The organism is Hymenobacter siberiensis (assembly GCF_018967845.1).
Lineage (GTDB): Bacteria > Bacteroidota > Bacteroidia > Cytophagales > Hymenobacteraceae > Hymenobacter > Hymenobacter siberiensis.
Map to the genome: position 1 here is coordinate 4,642,342 of NZ_JAHLZZ010000001.1, position 17,264 is coordinate 4,659,605.

At 60.2% G+C, this 17,264-nt stretch carries 15 protein-coding genes and 1 pseudogene; 5 read left to right on the forward strand and 11 right to left on the reverse strand.

The genetic code is table 11. The features are described 5' to 3' along the window. Positions 1-3 precede the first annotated feature (3 nt). Entirely contained in the window at positions 4-1,008 is a 1,005-nt protein-coding gene (locus KQ661_RS20380) for an acyl-CoA dehydrogenase family protein (RefSeq protein ID WP_216727886.1), read from the forward strand. Here the strand turns inward: KQ661_RS20380 and KQ661_RS20385 are convergent. The 6 genes from KQ661_RS20385 to KQ661_RS20410 all read right to left on the reverse strand — a co-directional run bounded on the left by KQ661_RS20385 (position 989) and on the right by KQ661_RS20410 (position 4,939). Then, positions 989-1,276, reverse strand: coding sequence for a hypothetical protein (locus KQ661_RS20385; RefSeq protein ID WP_216727887.1), 288 nt, complete (start codon positions 1,274-1,276; stop codon positions 989-991). The genes KQ661_RS20380 and KQ661_RS20385 overlap by 20 nt on opposite strands. 216 nt (positions 1,277-1,492) lie before the next feature. After that, complete coding sequence (locus KQ661_RS20390) at positions 1,493-2,191, reverse strand: IS630 family transposase (protein WP_216727888.1); 699 nt, start codon at positions 2,189-2,191, stop codon at positions 1,493-1,495. A gap of 5 nt (positions 2,192-2,196) precedes the next feature. Beyond that, complete coding sequence (locus tag KQ661_RS20395) at positions 2,197-2,640, reverse strand: helix-turn-helix domain-containing protein (protein WP_216727889.1); 444 nt, start codon at positions 2,638-2,640, stop codon at positions 2,197-2,199. A gap of 61 nt (positions 2,641-2,701) precedes the next feature. Continuing rightward, entirely contained in the window at positions 2,702-3,970 is a 1,269-nt protein-coding gene (locus KQ661_RS20400; RefSeq protein ID WP_216727071.1) for a BamA/TamA family outer membrane protein, read from the reverse strand. A 125-nt stretch (positions 3,971-4,095) separates the two neighbouring features. Next, positions 4,096-4,419 carry a (2Fe-2S) ferredoxin domain-containing protein gene (locus tag KQ661_RS20405; RefSeq protein ID WP_216690238.1) on the reverse strand — a complete coding sequence of 108 codons (324 nt, stop codon included), beginning with the start codon at positions 4,417-4,419 and terminating at the stop codon, positions 4,096-4,098. Between the two features lie 130 nt (positions 4,420-4,549). Next, complete coding sequence (locus tag KQ661_RS20410) at positions 4,550-4,939, reverse strand: ArsR/SmtB family transcription factor (protein WP_216727890.1); 390 nt, start codon at positions 4,937-4,939, stop codon at positions 4,550-4,552. 101 nt (positions 4,940-5,040) lie between these two features. On the opposite strand from KQ661_RS20410, the gene KQ661_RS20415 reads away from it, so the two are divergent. From KQ661_RS20415 to KQ661_RS20425, 3 genes and pseudogenes are all read left to right on the forward strand, one after another. Continuing rightward, positions 5,041-5,727, forward strand: coding sequence for a carboxypeptidase-like regulatory domain-containing protein (locus KQ661_RS20415; protein WP_168673572.1), 687 nt, complete (start codon positions 5,041-5,043; stop codon positions 5,725-5,727). A 146-nt stretch (positions 5,728-5,873) separates the two neighbouring features. Beyond that, positions 5,874-6,116, forward strand: a pseudogene (locus tag KQ661_RS23195) (GxxExxY protein); the annotation flags it as partial. 59 nt (positions 6,117-6,175) lie between these two features. After that, entirely contained in the window at positions 6,176-7,549 is a 1,374-nt protein-coding gene (locus KQ661_RS20425; RefSeq protein WP_216727892.1) for an NAD(P)/FAD-dependent oxidoreductase, read from the forward strand. A 148-nt stretch (positions 7,550-7,697) separates the two neighbouring features. Here KQ661_RS20425 and KQ661_RS20430 read toward each other — a convergent pair whose 3' ends face one another. The 4 genes from KQ661_RS20430 to KQ661_RS20445 form a co-directional block, all read right to left on the reverse strand. Continuing rightward, on the reverse strand, positions 7,698-9,017 hold the full coding sequence (locus KQ661_RS20430; RefSeq protein WP_216690242.1) for a M16 family metallopeptidase: 1,320 nt from the start codon (positions 9,015-9,017) through the stop codon (positions 7,698-7,700). A 68-nt stretch (positions 9,018-9,085) separates the two neighbouring features. Next, the gene (porV, locus tag KQ661_RS20435; protein ID WP_216727893.1) at positions 9,086-10,309 is read right to left on the reverse strand and encodes a type IX secretion system outer membrane channel protein PorV; all 1,224 of its coding nucleotides are present in this window, start codon (positions 10,307-10,309) and stop codon (positions 9,086-9,088) included. A gap of 50 nt (positions 10,310-10,359) precedes the next feature. Next, positions 10,360-14,382 carry a type IX secretion system sortase PorU gene (gene porU / locus KQ661_RS20440; protein WP_216727894.1) on the reverse strand — a complete coding sequence of 1,341 codons (4,023 nt, stop codon included), beginning with the start codon at positions 14,380-14,382 and terminating at the stop codon, positions 10,360-10,362. Positions 14,383-14,530: 148 nt separating this feature from the next. Beyond that, entirely contained in the window at positions 14,531-15,226 is a 696-nt protein-coding gene (locus tag KQ661_RS20445) for a CDP-alcohol phosphatidyltransferase family protein (protein WP_216690245.1), read from the reverse strand. A 106-nt stretch (positions 15,227-15,332) separates the two neighbouring features. Between KQ661_RS20445 and KQ661_RS20450 the strand changes: the two genes are divergently transcribed. Continuing rightward, on the forward strand, positions 15,333-16,448 hold the full coding sequence (locus tag KQ661_RS20450) for an IS4 family transposase (protein ID WP_216685403.1): 1,116 nt from the start codon (positions 15,333-15,335) through the stop codon (positions 16,446-16,448). 107 nt (positions 16,449-16,555) lie between these two features. On the opposite strand, the gene KQ661_RS20455 is transcribed toward KQ661_RS20450, so the two are convergent. Further along, entirely contained in the window at positions 16,556-17,197 is a 642-nt protein-coding gene (locus KQ661_RS20455; RefSeq protein WP_216727037.1) for an MBL fold metallo-hydrolase, read from the reverse strand. Between the last annotated feature and the right edge of the window lie 67 nt (positions 17,198-17,264).

Below are 17,264 nucleotides of genomic sequence, written 5' to 3' on the forward strand. Positions count from 1 at the left end.
GCGATGGGGCGCGTATTTGAAGGCCACACCAACGCACTGCTGCTTATTCAGCAGCTGGCCACGGCAGCGCAGGTAGCCGGCTATGCGGCCGATGCCCGCGCCGGGCGCTTATTCGGCGTTTGGAACACTGAGAACCCGGCCGATGGCGTGCACCTGAAGGACTTGCCCAACGGCCGCTACCGCCTGCGCGGGGCCAAAACCTTCGCTTCCGGGGCCGGGCAGCTGGCGCGGCCGCTCATTACCGGGGCGCTGCCGCATGGGCAGGGCTGGCAGCTGTTTGTGCTGCCGGCCGATGCCCAGCCGCCCGCGCTGGACCGCTCTTTCTGGCAGCCGATAGGCATGCGGGCCACCGCCAGCTTCCGGGCCGATTTGACCGGGCTGAAAATCGGCCCAGAGGACCTCATCGGCCCGCCCAATGCCTACTACCAGCAGCCGGCGTTCAGCGGCGGAGCCATCCGGTTTGCGGCCGTGCAGCTGGGCGGGGCCGAAGCTGCTTTTGACGAAACCCGCGACTTCCTGCGCAGCCTCGGTCGCACCGACGACCCCTACCAGCGCCAGCGCCTCGGCGAAATGGCCATTATGCTGGAAAGCGGCCGCCAATGGCTGCGCGGGGGCGCCAAAAATGCCGCCCGCCCCAGTGCTGCAACGCCTGAAGGAGCCGAAGCCACCGTGGCCTACGCCAACATGATGCGTACCGCCATCGAAACCATCAACCTGGAGATATTGCGCCTGGCCGGGCAGCCCACGGCGGCTGTGCTGGCGAGCGACGGCACCATGTCGCACCCCAGCTGGGTGCTATTTTCGGCACCGGCGCGGCAGGCGGTGCGGGCGGCCGAGTTCCGCCACGCCCTCACCATTCTGGGGGCCGATGCAACGGAGCCGATGCTGCTGGCCCTGCCCGATGGCGGGTTGCCCGACGGCCCAAATAAGCCCGGCTTTACCGAAGCCGTGGCGCGGCTGCGGGAGTTTCTGAAATGCCAACAGGCCGCTACCGTGCTAGTGCCCTGACGGCGCACCACGGCAGCAGTAGCATCCCGGCAATTATTGGCCAATACGATGACCTCGAAGCTGCTGGGGGCAGGGGTTGACCGTGCTCGGTGGTTTGGGTGGCGGGCAGGGTGGCGGCTTCGTCTTTGGCTGGAATGATGACGCTGATGCGCAGGCGGGCCGCGCATTGGTCGCGGGGTGGCAGGGGCTGCCGCAGCAGCAAAGAAATGGGAGCGGTAGCCGTGGCCTCGTGGGCCGCCAGGAAACGCGCGGGGGTAGCGTGGTCCATCGGGCGGGTGTACGCCGGGCAATGGCGAAAGGATAAGACGGAGCTTACGCCACTAATGCGCCAATTCGCTCACGGATGGGGTTTTACAGCCAGCATTTCTCAGGTAATCAGCGCGCTGGCAGCGGCAGCTGTTTTGATTATAATCGGGGTTAAAATTTACAAAAAAGCCTCTTCTGAAATCAGAAGAGGCTTTTTACGCAATTCTATAATTCCTACCTAGTGGTCTGACAGTTTAATTTCGTCAGTTATTTTGCTCACTTCGGCGTACCTGTTTTTCAATTTATCACGGGCCTTTTCGGTCGTGAAGGACCAGTTGACCTTGACGGCCGCCGCGTTTCGTTTGGCTTCCCACGCCAGGGCCTCCGCTTCGAGTCGTTCCTGCGTGCCGATGCGCCGGTCCAGGCACTGGCGGGAAAGGGCGGCGAATTCAATTTCGGCCATGTTGAGCCAGGAGCCGTGCTTGGGGGTGTAGTGGAATTCGAGGGTGTGGCGCAGGCGGCGGGCCGTTTCGACGGGCAGGTGTTCATAAAAGGCGCCGTACGTGTGGGTGCTGTAATTATCCTGCACGAGCTTGATTTTCTGGGCATCCGGGTAGTGGGTTTGCACGAGCCAGTCCATAAAGTGGGCGTAATCGCCCTTGTTTTTGGTCGTCGTGACCCGCAAGTGGCGCTGGCCCGTGTCGATGTCGTAGGCCAGCAGGACGTTGCAGACCCCTTTTCGCACGTATTCCTGGTGTTCTTTTTGAGTGGCTCCCGGTTTGGGCGGAATTGGCGTGAGCACGTGGTCGAGCAGTTGGCAGGGCCGCTCGTCGAAGCAGAGGCGCACCACGCCCGCTTCGGCGGGCTGCGCGTAGATGTCGAGTACGTCCTCCATATTGGCCAGATACTCGCCCGTGAGGGTGCCGATGCACCACATCTGTTTCAGCCAGGGCTTGAGTTGACTTTTTTTAAAACTTTGCGAATCGTTTCGTTGGAAACGGCGGGTCCGTAGTCGAGCGAGACGAGGGTTTGGTTGAGCAACGAGAGTGTCCAACGGGACGCCCCGGCCGGTAATTCGCTGCAGGCCAAGCTGGTGATTTGCGCCTCCAGGGTGGCCGTTACCTTCGGTGGTTGCCCGCTGCGCGGGCGTTCTTCCAGTGCTTGGGCCAGGCCACCGCCCAGGTAGCGCCCCTTGAGGCGGTAGTATTGACGGGCGGAAATGCCGGCCTCGGCTTGCACGGCGGCGGCACCCTGGCCGGCCCCCATGGCCAGCAGCGCCCGGGCCCGCGCGATTTTGCGGCTCTTGTGGGTGCCTTTGCGGAGGATGGCCCGCAGCTTGGCGGCGTCGGCAGGCGGTACGGTAACGGGGGTGGCGAGGCGCGGCATAAGCAAGAAGTGAAGCGTGTCCTCTCCTAACCATTGCTGACATAATTAAGTTGTCAGACCACTAGAAGGCTTCGCCGATGGCAAACAGGATGCCCGGCTTGCTGCCGGTGCCGCCGGCGTAGTCGAGGCGCAGGTTCACGCGGTCGCGGCGGATGAAGTTGAAGCGGATGCCCGCGCCCCCGGCGTACTTGGTATCGCTGAGGCTGAACTTGTCGACGTACTGGTTTACGTTGCCCACGCCGCCGAACACGGCCCCGTCGAAACGCTTCAACCAGCTGATAGTAGCATTGGGGAACAGCTTATGACGGATTTCGGCCTGAAACATTATCATCTGGCGGTCGCGGTAGCGCTGCTCGTAAATGCCGCGCAACAGGTTGGCGTTGTTGTAGAGCGTGCCGCCCAAGTTGGCACCAATGCCGGCCAGCTCGCGGAATGGCACATCGCCGGTATGGAACTGCCCGAGGAACTGCGCGGCCAGAATGGTGCGGTTGGACCCCAGCGGCTGAAAGTGGCGGGCATCGACCTGATAGCGCGTAAAGCGGTAGTCGGAACCCAGGCCCGTGCCGTTGAAGGTGGCGCTCACATCGAGCAGATTGCCACTGAAAGCGGCCAGCGGCACATCGCGCGTGTCGTAGGTGAGGACCGGCCCGAGGCCCGAAATCCGGGTATTCTTCCGTTCGCGCTCGGTCATGCGCGAGTCGTTGTAGAAGAAGTTGGTGCTGTTGCCGTCGGTGGTTTTGGCCGGCGCGCCCACCCCCGTAATGTTGGTGAAACGGTACAGCGCACCAAAAAACAGCTTGGGTGCAATCTGCTTCTGAATCCGCTGGTTGATAATGAACAGCTTGTAATCCGTTTCCGACTCGTTGGCGCTGGTAGTGCCTGGGCCTTTGCCGTAGTAATATAGCAGGATGTCGTAGGCGCTGATTTCACCGTTCAGGTAAAACTTTTCGCCCGGCGTGTACACCGAGTGCACCAGCTGAATGAGCGACTGGCCCTCGGTGGTGGTCCAGTACTGCAGCCGCGCGTTGGAAGGCCGGGTGAGGGTATCGGCCGAGAACCGGCCGCTGAGCAAGGCACCCAGGCCGTAGCCAAGTCCGGTTTCGGCCTGATAAAACAGCACCGGAATGGGCAGCAGGCTAAGATTGCCATTCTTACCCAGCTGGCCGAAAGACTTCGTGCTGCGAAGCTGCTGCCCGGCCGGGGGCGCAAGGCCAACGCTGCGAGGCGCGGCCGGGGGCGTGGTGTAAACCGAATCGGGGGGCGCAGCTGGCTGGGCGGCGGCGGTAAAGCTCAGCCCGGAGAAGACCAGGGCTGCGAGAGAAAAACGCATGGGAGCGGAAATGAGAAGCAAATAAATTGCTCTATCAACGGATTATGGAGCCCTACGGTTGGCAGTAGCGGCGGCGTGGCCGGCCAAAGGCCCTTTTTACCCCGCGGAGGCTAGCTTTTGCCGGCCTATTCGTCGCACAGCAGCAAGCGCTCCACCACCTGCCCCAGGCCCAGGTGCCGGGCCACCAGCTCGGCGGCATCGGCGGGGCGCACTTTGCCGTAGGCCGTGCCTTCGGGATATACGATGAGGGCCGCGCCGGGGCCTTTTTTGCACTGTTTACACAGGTCGAGGCAATTGCAGGTCTGCACCCGCACCTGCTCGCGCTCCCCCCCGTGCAGCAGCTTTTTCAGGCCCTGAATCTTCAGCTCTTTCTTCAGAGCTTTGGCCACGTCCTCCCCTACTCCGGATTTCTGATTGGTGCACACAAAAAGGCGACGAACGGTACTCATAATTAACGACGAAAAACAAGAAGCTGACCGTCATGCAGAGCGCAGCGAAGCATCTTTACCGCGCAACGCATTTATTTACTACTGCGGTAAAAATGCTTCGCTGCGCTCTGCATGACGGTCTTACGGAAGCCTACCCCAGGCCGTGCCAGTGGCGGTTTTGCAGCTTATACGCGGCCAGCTCGCGGTTCGACCACAGGGTTTGGTACACTTGCTGGTCGTGCAGCAGTTGGGGGTCTTTTTCCATGAAGGCCAGCAACTCCTGGAGCAGCTCGACCGTCTCTTCTTTCAGGAAATAATACATCCAGTTATCGAGCCGGCGCACATTCACCAAACCTGCATTTTTTAAGTACGATAATTGCCGACTGGTTTTGGTCTGGGTGAAATCCAGCACTTGTTCCAAATCGGCCACCACCATTTCCTGGTTGCGCCACAGCAAATGCAGGATGCGCACGCGGCTTTCATCGCCCAAAGATTTAAAAAGTTGCTGCCCAAAAGCAACCGTGAAATGTTTCAAGCGCATCTGCTGTCTGGGAAGGGGAAGTTTGCCCGTCGTTCTTTCTGCCCAAAGTTACCATCGGCCCCGAATCGGATGCCGTATATTTGTTTTTCCGCTATCTGAATATGCCTGATTTCTTGCGCCTTCGTCGCTTTCCCTTCTTTTTTGCCGCAGCGCTGCTGCTCATGCTGCTGGCCGGCTCGGGCGCGCACGCCCAGGGCAAGCGCAAGGTGATTCAGTTCACCGGCATTGTGGCTACCGGCGACAGCCTGCTGGGCGTGCCCGGGGCCACGATATACGTGCCCAAGGCGGGCCGGGGTACGGCATCCAACATCTACGGCTATTTTTCGATGGCCGTGCTGGCCGGCGACAGCATCGTGATTCGCTCGCTGGGCTATGCCAACCAGACCATCATCATCCCGAAGGATTTTCAGCGCCAGAGCTACTCCGTTATCGTGCAGCTGAAGGAAGATGCCACCGTGCTGCCCGAGGTGCGCGTGTTTCCCTACACCACCGAGCGCGACTTCAAAAAAGCCTTCCTGGCCCTGCGCCTGCCCACCGAGCGCGGCACCGCCGCCGCCGATAACCTGAACCAGGAACTGATGAACCGCATTTTCCGCACCCAGCCCATGGGCGCGGTGGCTAACTTCCGCCAGTCGATGAGCAACCAGCAGCTCGACTACGACCGCCGCATGGGCATGGCCCCCAACCAGTACTCCAACAACCCGCTGCTCAACCCGTTTAGCTGGCTCCAGCTCATTCAGCAGGTGAAAAAAGGCGAGTTTAAGAAGAAGAACTACGACGACGAATAGGACCACAGATTAAGTGGATTTCAACCGATTGAACGGGTTTTTATGGTTCTGATTCGGACTTCCTTTCGCTACCTTTTACCCGTTGAAGGGGTTGAACGCCGAGCGCAAAATTGACTTGCCCATTTATTTAGAACGAAAAAGTCGGCTCCCGCAGGGCCGACTTTTTCGTGGAAGGCCAAATATTAGTTGAGTTGAAAGCATTCGACAGTTTGACTCCAGCTCACAGTTCGCAACTACTCAACGACCTCGAAGCATTCGGGATTCCGGTAGGGCCGATGCTCAATTTCGGCACTCCCCATCTGGAAATCAAACGGCTACTGAAATGCCTAAACCAGCCAAACGCACAACCACCAGCCATCCCAATATATACAGGTATTTCAGGCCAATAGTCAACCAGAAACCATAGAAATCTGTTTAACCGGTTGAAATCAACTTAATCTGTGGTCTTATGGATACTAACCTCCCCGTTTCGGATAAGCCGCGCGTCGTTATTGTAGGCTGTGGCTTTGGCGGTTTGCGCCTGGCCCAGGCGCTGCACAAGGCCCCGGTGCAGGTCGTCGTCGTCGACCGCAACAACTACCACAACTTCCAGCCGCTGCTGTACCAGGTAGCTACCGGCGCGCTCGAAGCGGATAGCATTGCGTATCCGATTCGGAAGATTTTTGCGGGGCAGACCAACTTCTTCTACCGCATGGCCGATGTGCAGCGGATAGAATCTACCACCAATACCTTGGTAACCAGCGTAGGCCATATCCAATACGACTACTTGGTGCTGGCCACCGGCTCGCTCACCAACTTCTTCGGGCTGGAGAGCATTGAGCGCAACGCCATGCAAATCAAGAGCATCCCGAATGCCCTGAACCTGCGCAGCTTCATCTTTCAGAATTTTGAGAAAGCCCTGCTCACCAGCGACCCGGCCGAGAAGCAGGCGCTGCTGAACATCGTGGTAGTGGGCGGCGGCCCCACGGGCGTGGAAATCAGCGGCTCGCTGGCCGAAATGCGCAAGCACGTGCTACCCAAGGACTACCCGGAGCTGGACTTGCAGGCCATGCAGATTTTTCTGGTAGAAGCCGGGCCGGCGCTACTTGGGACGATGTCGCTGGCCTCGCAGTCTGATGCCAAGCGCTACATGGACGACCTGGGCGTGCTGGTGCAGCTCAACACGCCCATTAAGCGCTACGAAGACGGCAAGGCTTATTTCTCGGACACTGAATTTATTCAGACCGAAAACCTGGTGTGGGCCGCCGGCGTGAACGGGGCCGAAGTGCCCGGTCTGCCCGCCGAGTCCGTGACCCGCAACAAGCGCATCACGGTGAACGACTGGAACCTGGTGCAGGGCCAGACCAACATTTTCGCCATCGGCGATGTGGCCAACATGGTGACCACCGACATGCCCCAGGGCATGCCCATGCTCGCGCCCGTGGCCCAGCAGCACGCCGACCACCTGGCCCTCAACCTCCAGCGTATGCTGCGCGGCGAAACGCCCCGCGACTTCGTGTACAACAACAAGGGCTCAATGGCCATCGTGAGCCGCAACAAGGCCGTGGTCGACCTGCCCGGGAACATCCACTTCAACGGTTTCTTTGGCTGGCTCACCTGGCTGTTTGTGCACCTGATGACGCTGGTGGGCTTCCGCAATAAAGTGGTGGCGCTGGTAGACTGGGCCTTCAGCTATTTCAGCTCCGACCAGGCGTTGCGGCTCATCATCCGCCCCTTCAGCCGCCGCGATGTGAAGGACGACAAGGGCAAAAAAGGCGCGGAGCACCGCACCGCTACAGTTGAGTACAACGCTACGCCGCCCGCCATTCAGGAGCCGGCCTAATAGCCTCGCTTCTCGCTAAATAAGAACGGTCATGCTGAGCGGAGCCGAAGCATCTCTACTGCAATAGTAAATAGATTACTTATGCGGCAGAGATGCTTCGGCTGCGCTCAGCATGACCGTTTTTCGTGTTATTACCGTTCGCCCATGCTTAGGCGGTAAGCTTCAGCGGCGGGCCGGCGATAACCGTTTGCATAGTTGTGGGTGCGAAGTAGGACTGAGCCAGCGCTTGCAGCGTTTGAGCATCGGCGGCTTCGGTTTGCTGCACGAATTGGGTGTAGTAGTCGGCCGGCAGGTTCAGGAACACGAGGTTCTTATATTTATCGCACTGCTCGAAAACGGTGGACAGCTCGTTGGCAAACTTGCCCAGGATGTAGTTTTTCACCGTTTCCAGCTCCTCTTCCGGAATCAGCTCTTCCTGCAGGCGGCGCAGCTCCAGCTCAATCTCACTCACCGCGAAGTCGGCGCTTTCGCCTTTCACATCGGTGCCGATAACGAGCGTTGTCCCGAACTCGCGCGGAGCCACGCTGGCGTAAATGCCGTAGGTCAGGCCCTTGTCTTCGCGGATATTCCGCATCAGGCGCGAGCCAAAGTAGCCGCCGAACACGTTCACCAGCAGCCGGAGGCGGTGGGTATCGGGGTGGGTGGGCGCGGGCCAGGGCCGGCCCATGCGAATGGACGCCTGCAAGCTGCCGGTCACAGAAACCCGGTCGGGCAGCGCAGAAATGACGGGCTCGTCAACGGCGGGCGACGCGGCCAGGGGCACTGCCGTAACCGGGGCCGTGCCGAAGGTAGCGGCCACCAATTCCTGCTCAGCGGCCACATCGCCACAGAGGAAAATCTCGGCGTTACTAAACGAATACATCGTCTGATGAAAAGCCTGTGCTTCCACTGCCGTCAGGGTCTGGTAGGCTTCGGCGTCGAAGGGCTGGCCGTAGGCTGTATCAGCCCCGAAGAGCAATTCATTGAACCGCTCGGAGGCCAGGTAACTAGTCTTTTTGCGCTCGACGCGCGCATTTTGGATGGTGCGGGTTTTCAGCTGCTCCAGCTCGGCCGCCGGAAAGGCGGGATTGCTGAGCACGTCAATCACCAGCGGCAGCAGCGTGGGCAGGTGCCGGGTGAGGCAGTAGAGCGTGAGCGTGGAGCGGTCGAAGCCGGAGTCGCAGTCGAGCGAAGCACCGTAGAAGGCCACCTCGTCGGCAATCTGGCGGGCGGTGCGGGTGGTAGTGCCCTCCAGCAGCATACGGGCGGTGAGGGACGCCAGGCCGGGGCGGTTTTCGGCCAGCTTGCCGGCCCGGAACACGGCTTGCAGGCGCACTACGGGCTGGGCATCGTTGGCCAGTACGTGCAGGCGGGCACCGCTGGGCAGGGTATGTACATCGGCATCGGGCAGCGTGACGCGGGCCAGCGGCTGAACGGGAGGGGCAACGGTACGGTCGAGCATCGAAGCAGAAGTCGAAGAAGAAGGCATAAGCAGTAATAACAAACTCCCCTTCTCGGCCGAGAAGGGGAGCTGTGGGGTAACTAAAAAAGGACGGGTTAGTTCGAAGGCGTGTCGCCGCTGGTGCCACCGGCCCCGTTCTGGTCGAACGCCTCAGACAGCTTGTTCAGGTTGAAGTGCAGCGATACGCGAATGGTCTGGGCCAGGGGATTGGCCTGACTGTTCTGGCCCGTGGGCACCAGGTAGGTGCCGTCGATGCCAAATACCTGGTAGCGCACGCCCAGGCCCAGGCTCATGTACTGACGGCCACCCTTTTCGGGGTTTTCGTAGAAGTAGCCGCCCCGCGCATACAGCAGGTCGTTGTAGTTGTACTCCAAGCCGCTGGAAAGGTTGATTTCGCGCAGCTCTTCCTTAAAGCCACCGGGCGCATCGTTGAACGAGTTGAAGATGCCACTCACGATGTTCTGGTTGTTGCGGCGGGTATTTTCGTCTTTAACTCTTGGGTCGTTTGCCGACACGCCATCAATATAGTACGGCGAAGGCACGAGCAGCTTGCTGGCGTCGAAGGTGACCGTAATCTTGTTGTACTGGTCAATCTCGCGGGTGATGGCCGTGCCCAGCTTCAGCGTAGTGGGCAGGAAGCTGGGGTTGAGCGGGTCGGCATAGGTCATCTTGTTGCCGATGTTGGTTATCGAAGCCCCAAAAGCCAGGTTATAGATGCCGGTGCCAATGGTGGCATCCTTGGAATAATAGGCCCCCAGGTCCACGGCAGCGGCATTGCCGGACTTGGCATCGTTGTTTGCGTATGCTCCCACCAAGTTGGAGCGGATGTAGCGCACCGAAGCGCCCACCCCGAAATTATCCGTCAGCTGCAAGCCGTAGGACACGGCCAGGGCATACTCTTTGGGGTTGAAAGAACCGACCGGCAGATTGCCGCCGTCGCGGTAGTCAATGCTTCCCAAATCGAAATACATCAGCGAAGCCCCAAAGGCGGAGCGCTTGCCCACCTTGGCGTAGCCCGAGAGGTACGACAAGCTCATATCGTCGGTGATGTTGCGCAGCCAGGGCGAGTAGGATACCGAGGCGGCGTACTTGTACTGCACGAAGCCCAGCTTGCCCGGGTTAAAATACGCCGAGTTCGCGTCGGGCGAAGTTGCCACACCCGCCTCGCCCAGCGCCGATGAACGCGCATCGGGGCTGAGGGTCAGAATAGGCACGGCCGTGGTAATGGTGTGGGGTGTAGTCTGGCCCTGGGCAGTGGCCACTACGGCCAGCAAGCCGGCTGAAAGCGCCACGCGCGAACGGGAAAAAAGAAGCTGCATAGAGGTGGGAAATGAGGACCGGGTGTGGCCCGGGCGCAAATAAAAGCGGATTAATTGAGGATGACGAGTTTTTCGTATTTCGAAGCCACCGAATTGTTACGCTGCGAACGCACGGTGAGGCGGTAAACGTATACGCCGCGCGCCAGCTGGTCGTCGTAATCGTCGCGGCCGTTCCAGCTGATGCTCTGCTGGTGGGCTACGGTGCTGGGCACAATGGCATTGAGGGTACGCACCAAGTGGCCGGCCACGGTAAAAATCTGCACTTGTACATCCAGGTTGTCGGGTTCGCTGCCCGCCTGGTTGTGGTCGAAGAAGAACGTAGTGGAGTGGGCAAACGGATTGGGGTAGTTCAGCACATGGTCGAGCGCCAGCTTCACATCGTGGGCTACGATGAACTCAATCTCCTTCTCGGACGAATTATTATAAGTATCCCAGGCTTTGACCGTGAGCGAGTGCGGCCCCGTGCTCAGGTCTTTGAACAGATTTTTCACGTTGCCCGAGGTAAAGTCCCCCACGTTAGCCACATAGCTCTCGTTCAGTACCAGCAGCTTATTAGGGTCGTGGTCGATAACAGCCGTGATGTCGTGGCCAATGCCCGTGCCCGTGGTATTGATGCCGTTTTCGTCGGCCAAATCGGCCAGCAGTGTGGTGGTCTGGCCCGTGAGGCCGCCGAACACGAATGCCTTGCTGTCCATAAAGAGACTGATGCGCGGCGGCTGGTTGTCCTCAGGCGCATTGCGGGAGGCTCCACCCGCCAGCCGTGTCTGGTAGCCGTTGGCGTCGATGCTGTGGGTAGCATCTGAAGCGTAAAGGCTGATTTTGCCCATTCCAACCTGGTAATTGATGTCTTTGGGCACCACAAAGACCAGGCTGAACTGGCCGTTCACCACATCGGCCTGCCCGCCATAAATCACGCTCTCCTGAATCCTAATCGGCGATGGCGTATCGCCGGGCTCGTTGCCGAGGGTCATCACGGTGGTGGGCTTGTCGTAAATCGTAACCTGGGCCCGGCCGGTAAACGTGGCGTTCAGGGTACCGTTGTTCAGCAGCTTGCCGTGCAGGCGAATGCGCGACAGCGCGTGCAAGGTGTCGGCAGTCACCCAACCTTTCCCGATGCGCTGGCGCACGCTGTCGAGCACCACCGTTTGCTTGGGGTAGGCCAGCACCATGCTGGGGTCGGCCAGCAGCGAATAGTTGCGGTTGTTGATGCCCCCGGCCTGGTAGTCATTCTTGCTCATCATCACAATGGTGCCGATGTTGGGCATCTGGCCATTGATGGGCTGCAGCACCCGGTTGAAGTAGCGCTGGTTGAGGCCGGCATTGAGGCCGGCCTCAACCACGCGGGTGGTGGTGAAGAGCCCCACGGCCCCGCCCGTAGCATTATCGGTAAGCGACTGCTCGCCGGCCGAGGTGAAATCGGGGTTGTCGTAGGTGCTGAAATCGCAGGTGCCGGTGGTGAAGAACGTGAGGTTGTTGGGGTTGCGCAGGGCCAGCACCGAGGCGTTGGTCACAATCTGCTCATCGGCCAGGCCCTTGGGGCCACCGTGGCCCAGGTAGTTCACAATCAGCGAGCCCTGCTCCACCGACTGGTCGATGGCGCGGTTGGCATCGGGCGAGCGTTGGCCGGCGGCCACGGCCTGCTGGGCGTACAGGTCCAGGTACACTTTGTGCACGTTGTAAACCGGGGCGGTGGCATTGATGATGTTGGCAATGGCATCGGAACCAATGCTGCTGTCGATGAAGATGTTGTTGTTGCCATCGTCCGACACCAGCGTAATACGGTTGCGCCACTTGCCGTAGGCGGCGGTGGCATCGTAGCCAATCACCTTGTTCACCATCTGCTGGGCCTGGGTGGTGTTGTTCAGCTCGCCTTTGGGCAGGCGCACCGGCAGGCGGCCCACGCCAATATCAAACAACTCGCTGCCCAGGTTCTGCTCGTCCCACTCGCCTTCGTTGTCATCCAGCAGGCCATAGAAATCATCGGAAGAATAGCTGGCCTGGCCATAGAAACCGGGAGGGTACGACGGGTAGGGCGACTGCGACTCCCGCGACTCGTAGGTGGGCACGTAGTTCTGGTTGAAGGCGTCAAAATTGGCATCGGTTTTAAACGGCACCCTTTTTTTCCACCAGTCTGGCTCGGCGCTCTTGTCGTTGTACGGGTCCGACTTATAATCATACGAAGCATCGCCCAGTAGCAGCAGCTGCATGTTTTTGCCGGCCGGAGCGCGGTCGTACAGCATCTTCATAAAATCGCGGATGGCCGACACGTCCTGCCCGCCCGAGCCAAACTCATTGTATATCTGGCCAGTAGTGGCCACCGCCACCCGCAGGTTGTCGTGCGTGGTGCGGTGAGCGGCCAGCTGCTTTGCCTGCGCCAGAAACGTCGGATGCGTCACAATCACAAGGTCCAGCATGGGCGCGCCCACGGTGCTATTGAGCGCGTGCAGGTCCTGGTTGGCTACTTTGCCGAAGGCCCGCACCGGGTGGTCGCTAAAGTCGCCACCGGGTTGCAGGGTCACAAACTCGCGCACCGTATCGGCCGGCGCGATGAAGCTACTGCTGGCATCGAGCGTCATGGCCTGGGGGCGGCGCGGGTTGGTCACGTCCCACACCACGGCCCCGGTAGGCAGGCCAGCAAAAACGTAGCGGTTCTGCCGGCCGGGGCCAACGTTGGTCAGCGTCCGGAACTCCAGCTGCGGGCCGCTGAGCTTGAGCAGGCGCTCGGCGTTAATCTCAAAGTAATCGAGGTAGCCGCTGGCGCCAGGGTCGTTGCTGCTATACGTCAGCCCCAGCCGCAGCTCAGTACCCGGCGCACTCAGGCTCAACTGGTTGGTGGATGACGACACAATGGTTTCGGCCGAGAACGGCTGGCCGGACCGGGCCTCAATGAGCTGAGTAGCCAGGGGCTGCGCATTCAGCGTAACCTGAAAAGCGCTAGCCACCGAGGAGCTGGCCAGTAAGTTCGTGGTGACACGTACCGAGCTATTCGGCACCAAATCGCTGATTCCGCCGAGCGTAAACTCCTGCTTGCCGCCCACCTGGAAACCCTCGCCCACCCAGTTGCGGCCCGAGTGCAGCAGGTTCACCAGGTCGTGCTCGTAGAAGTCGCGGTAGGTGAAACTGGTGATGCTGACGGGCTGGCCCGTGGCCGGCACGGCGGCCTTCACCGGCACCCGCAGGCCCGGCCGCGCATCCACTTTCACGAAGTAGTAAGCAGTATCGGTGTAAACGTTGTTGCGGTGCCGGAACATGCCACCCTGCGCCGCCCAGGTATGCGCCCCGGGCGAATAAAACAGGAAGTACTCGTTGTCGTCCAGTACGTTGTCATTATTACTGTTGACAAACATGATGTTATTCTCCATCAGGTCATCGGGCCGGTAGGCGGCGTTGGCCTGGGGCAGTATGCCCATGGCATTGCCGTACAGGTGCAGGTTGTTGGGGTTGAGGCCCGACGGCAGGCCCAGCTTGCTCAGCGCAGCTTTATCGAGCTTGTAGATGCCGCTTTTGCTGCTGCCGTTTTCGGCCACGCCCAGCTTGTACCAGTCGCCGCTTTGCAGCACCGAATGAGCGGCGTAGTTGCGGGTAGAGGCGGTGCCCCGGGCGGCCACGCCGGCCCCGGCGGGCGCGTAGCGGTAGTCGAACGAAACCAGGCGCTCGGGCTGGCCGCTCTGGGGGCCGCGCCGCACGGGGCGCAGGCGCAGGAACGTCACAGCCTGCTTCATCTCAACGCCGGTGACGAGCTGGGCCTCGGGGCCAGCCGGCAGCTTGCTGCTATTGAACAGCTTAGCATCGGCCGCTGAAAACGGCTCGTACACCATGTTGAGGAACTCGCCCTGGCGCACCTCCCCACTCAGGCGCATGCTGAACCAGCCAACCTGGTCATCGAGCACCAGCTGGGCTTCGCTGAAGCCCGGCACTTTCTGCTTGCGGGGGTTCAGGCTGGGCACCTCAATGTAGCCGCCCCATTTCACTACTCCGTGGGCTGTGGTACCATCCGACTGGGCTTTGGCCGCCGGAGCTGTGGCCCCCACGATGATTCCCACGAATGCAACAAAGAGGAAAGAAAGACGCATACACCTTAGTAAATTGAGACTTGTTTCCTGGCTGCCCTACCCGTCACGTACTGGTTTCCGCAACAGCACTACCGGGCGGCAGGTTCACCCGGCAATAGCTTCTTAACAACCAAATAATCTATTTATTGCGTCCCTGCATCCAATGCAGCTACCGAACGGCCGTTTTCGGCACCGAGAGCAGCACGTAGAGCAGCACCACCAGCGGCACGGCGGCGGCTTTGAGCACCAGCAATAATCCTGCCGCCAGCAGCATAAACAGAAACCGCCGCCGGTTATCGGCCCAGCGCAGGTTCTTAAACTTGAGGGCAAACAGGGGCAGCTCGGCCACCAGCAGCCCCGAGAGCAGCGCCGTGAGGCCCAACAACAGCCAGGGGTTCAGAATGATGGGCGCAACACCAAACTGGTCGTACGCCAGAATGAGCGGTAGCGAAGCCACCACCAGCGTGGAGGCTGGCGTGGGCAGGCCAATAAAGGAAGTCGTCTGCCGAGTGTCGTTGTTGAACTTGGCCAGCCGCAGGGCCGAGAAGATGCTGACCGCGAAGCCGAAATAAGGTACCCATTCCGGCAGCCCACCCGCGCCCACGCTCCGCGTGAGCAGCTCAAAGAAAATGGCACCCGGCACTACCCCGAAGGAAACCATATCGGCCAGCGAATCAAGGTCTTTGCCAATGGCGGAGGATACGCGCAAGGCCCGAGCCAGCAGGCCGTCGGCAAAGTCGGCGGCGGCGGCGGCAGCCACAAACCAGGCCCCGATTTCCAGCCGGCCGGCAAAAATATTGGTCAGCGCCAGGCAGCCACATAATAGATTGAGGCAGGTAACGGCGTTGGGCAGGTGTCTTTTCATTTAACAGGTATCAAGTAGCTACTCTACCCTACTAAAAGTCAGGCAAGGCAAAAAAACGGGGCGGCCCGACCTTTGAGGTTCCTACACGCTCAACTCGTTCCGCCCCATGAAGCAACGCCTCATCGCCAAAATTACGACCGTTTTACAACACCTGCCGGTGGTGCGCAACCTGGCTCGCCAAAAGTTTGTGAGCCAGTTCATTATCGCGCTGATAAAAAGCCGCAACGTCCAATTCTGCGAGGTGGCCCAGCACTTGAACGATGCCGTCAAGTTGGCCTCGAACGAAACCCGGATTCAGGATTTTTTCCGCGAAACGGACCTGAACTATCTGGTGCTGGCGCAGTTAGTGCTGGGCCTGCTGCCGGCCCAGGGCAAGCTGCGCCTGTGCCTGGACCGCACGGAGTGGGATTTCGGCCAGTGCCAGGTCAATATCCTGCTCGTGACCGTGGGTCAGGGCGCGTTTCACGTGCCCCTCTACTGGGAACTGCTCGACAACCGCAGCGGCAATTCCAACGCGGCTGACCGCATCGCCCTGCTCCGGGTCTGCGTCCAGGTGCTGGGCAAAGACCGGATTGGCCTGGTGCTGGGCGACCGCGAATTCGTGGGCCATGCCTGGTTCAAATGGCTCAAGGACAACGGACTGCCTTTTGTTATGCGTCTACCCCGGCACCACCTGCTCACTCACCCGAGTGGCCGCCGGCAAGCCATTACGGACCTGGGCCTGGCCGTCGGACAGACCCGGCGCTTCGCCCAGTGCCAGGTCGACGGGGTCTGGGGACAGGTCTGGGTCAAGGCCTTGACGGACGGGGATTTCCTCTTTCTTTTTGGCAACGTGGGCCTGCCGTACATGGGGCAGCTCTACGCCAAGCGCTGGACCATCGAGCAGTGCTTTCAGAACCTCAAAGGTCGGGGCTTCAACCTGGAGGCCAGTCACTTGCGCTGCCACCTGAAGTTGCGCAAGCTCGTGGCCCTGGTCAGTCTGGCGTACGCCTTTTGCCTGGGCGTGGGCACGGTAGCCGACCGGAAAAGCCAGCCCATCGGCCGCAAAAACCACGGCTACCGAGCCATGAGCCTTAGCCGACACGGCTTAAATATCCTGCGCCAGCTCAGCCGCCCCGGTACCGGGGCGGCTGAGAAGCTCGCCCGAATGGTGGAAACAGTATTGCGCTGGTTTTGCTGGCAAATTACTCGATATCAATTCACTAGAAAAATAGTAGGGTAGAGTATCAAGTAGCATAACACTTTAACGAATTCGTCTATCTTCTTCAGCCTTCCCCTGGCAGCACCATTGGTGCCCGCTAATGGCTGTTAAATGATAAATGCTAATTGTTAAATGAGAAACGGGTTGCCGCGCCGCTCCTCGCCGATGGTGGTGGCGGGGCCGTGGCCGGGGTGCACGGTGGTGGCATCGGGCAGGGTCATCAGCTCGGTTTCGATGCTGTGGAGCAGCGTGGCGTGGTCGCCGCCGGGCAAATCGGTGCGGCCGATGCTGCGCTGAAACAATACGTCGCCGCCAATAACGGTGGCCGTGGGCGCGTGGTAGAATACGACGTGGCCTGGCGCGTGGCCCGGCGTGAAGCGCACTTCCAGCTCCGTTTCGCCGATGTGCACGGGCTGGCCGGCTACCAGCTCGCCGGTGGGCTCGGCCGGCTGGTACTGCGGAAAGCCGTAATTGGCGGCGTAGGTGGGCACGGCGCGTAACGTGGGCAAATCGAGGCTGTGCAGCAGAAACGGCGTGCCGGGCCAGGTGCTCAGCACAAACTGATTGCCCAGCACATGGTCGATGTGGGCGTGGGTATTCAGCAGCATTACTACCTGTAAAGCATTGTGCTCCACGTACTCGCGCAGGGCCTGCTGCTCGGCGGGCGTGTAGCAGCCGGGGTCCACGATGGCGCACTGCCGGGTGGCCTCGTCGATGAGCAGGTAGGTATTTTCGGAAAAAGCGTTGAAGGTAAAACCAGCGACTGTCATGGCAAAATAGAGGTTCTGAGCAATGCGGAAAGGTACGGCAGAAAAGAAATGTTGAATGTTGAGGGTT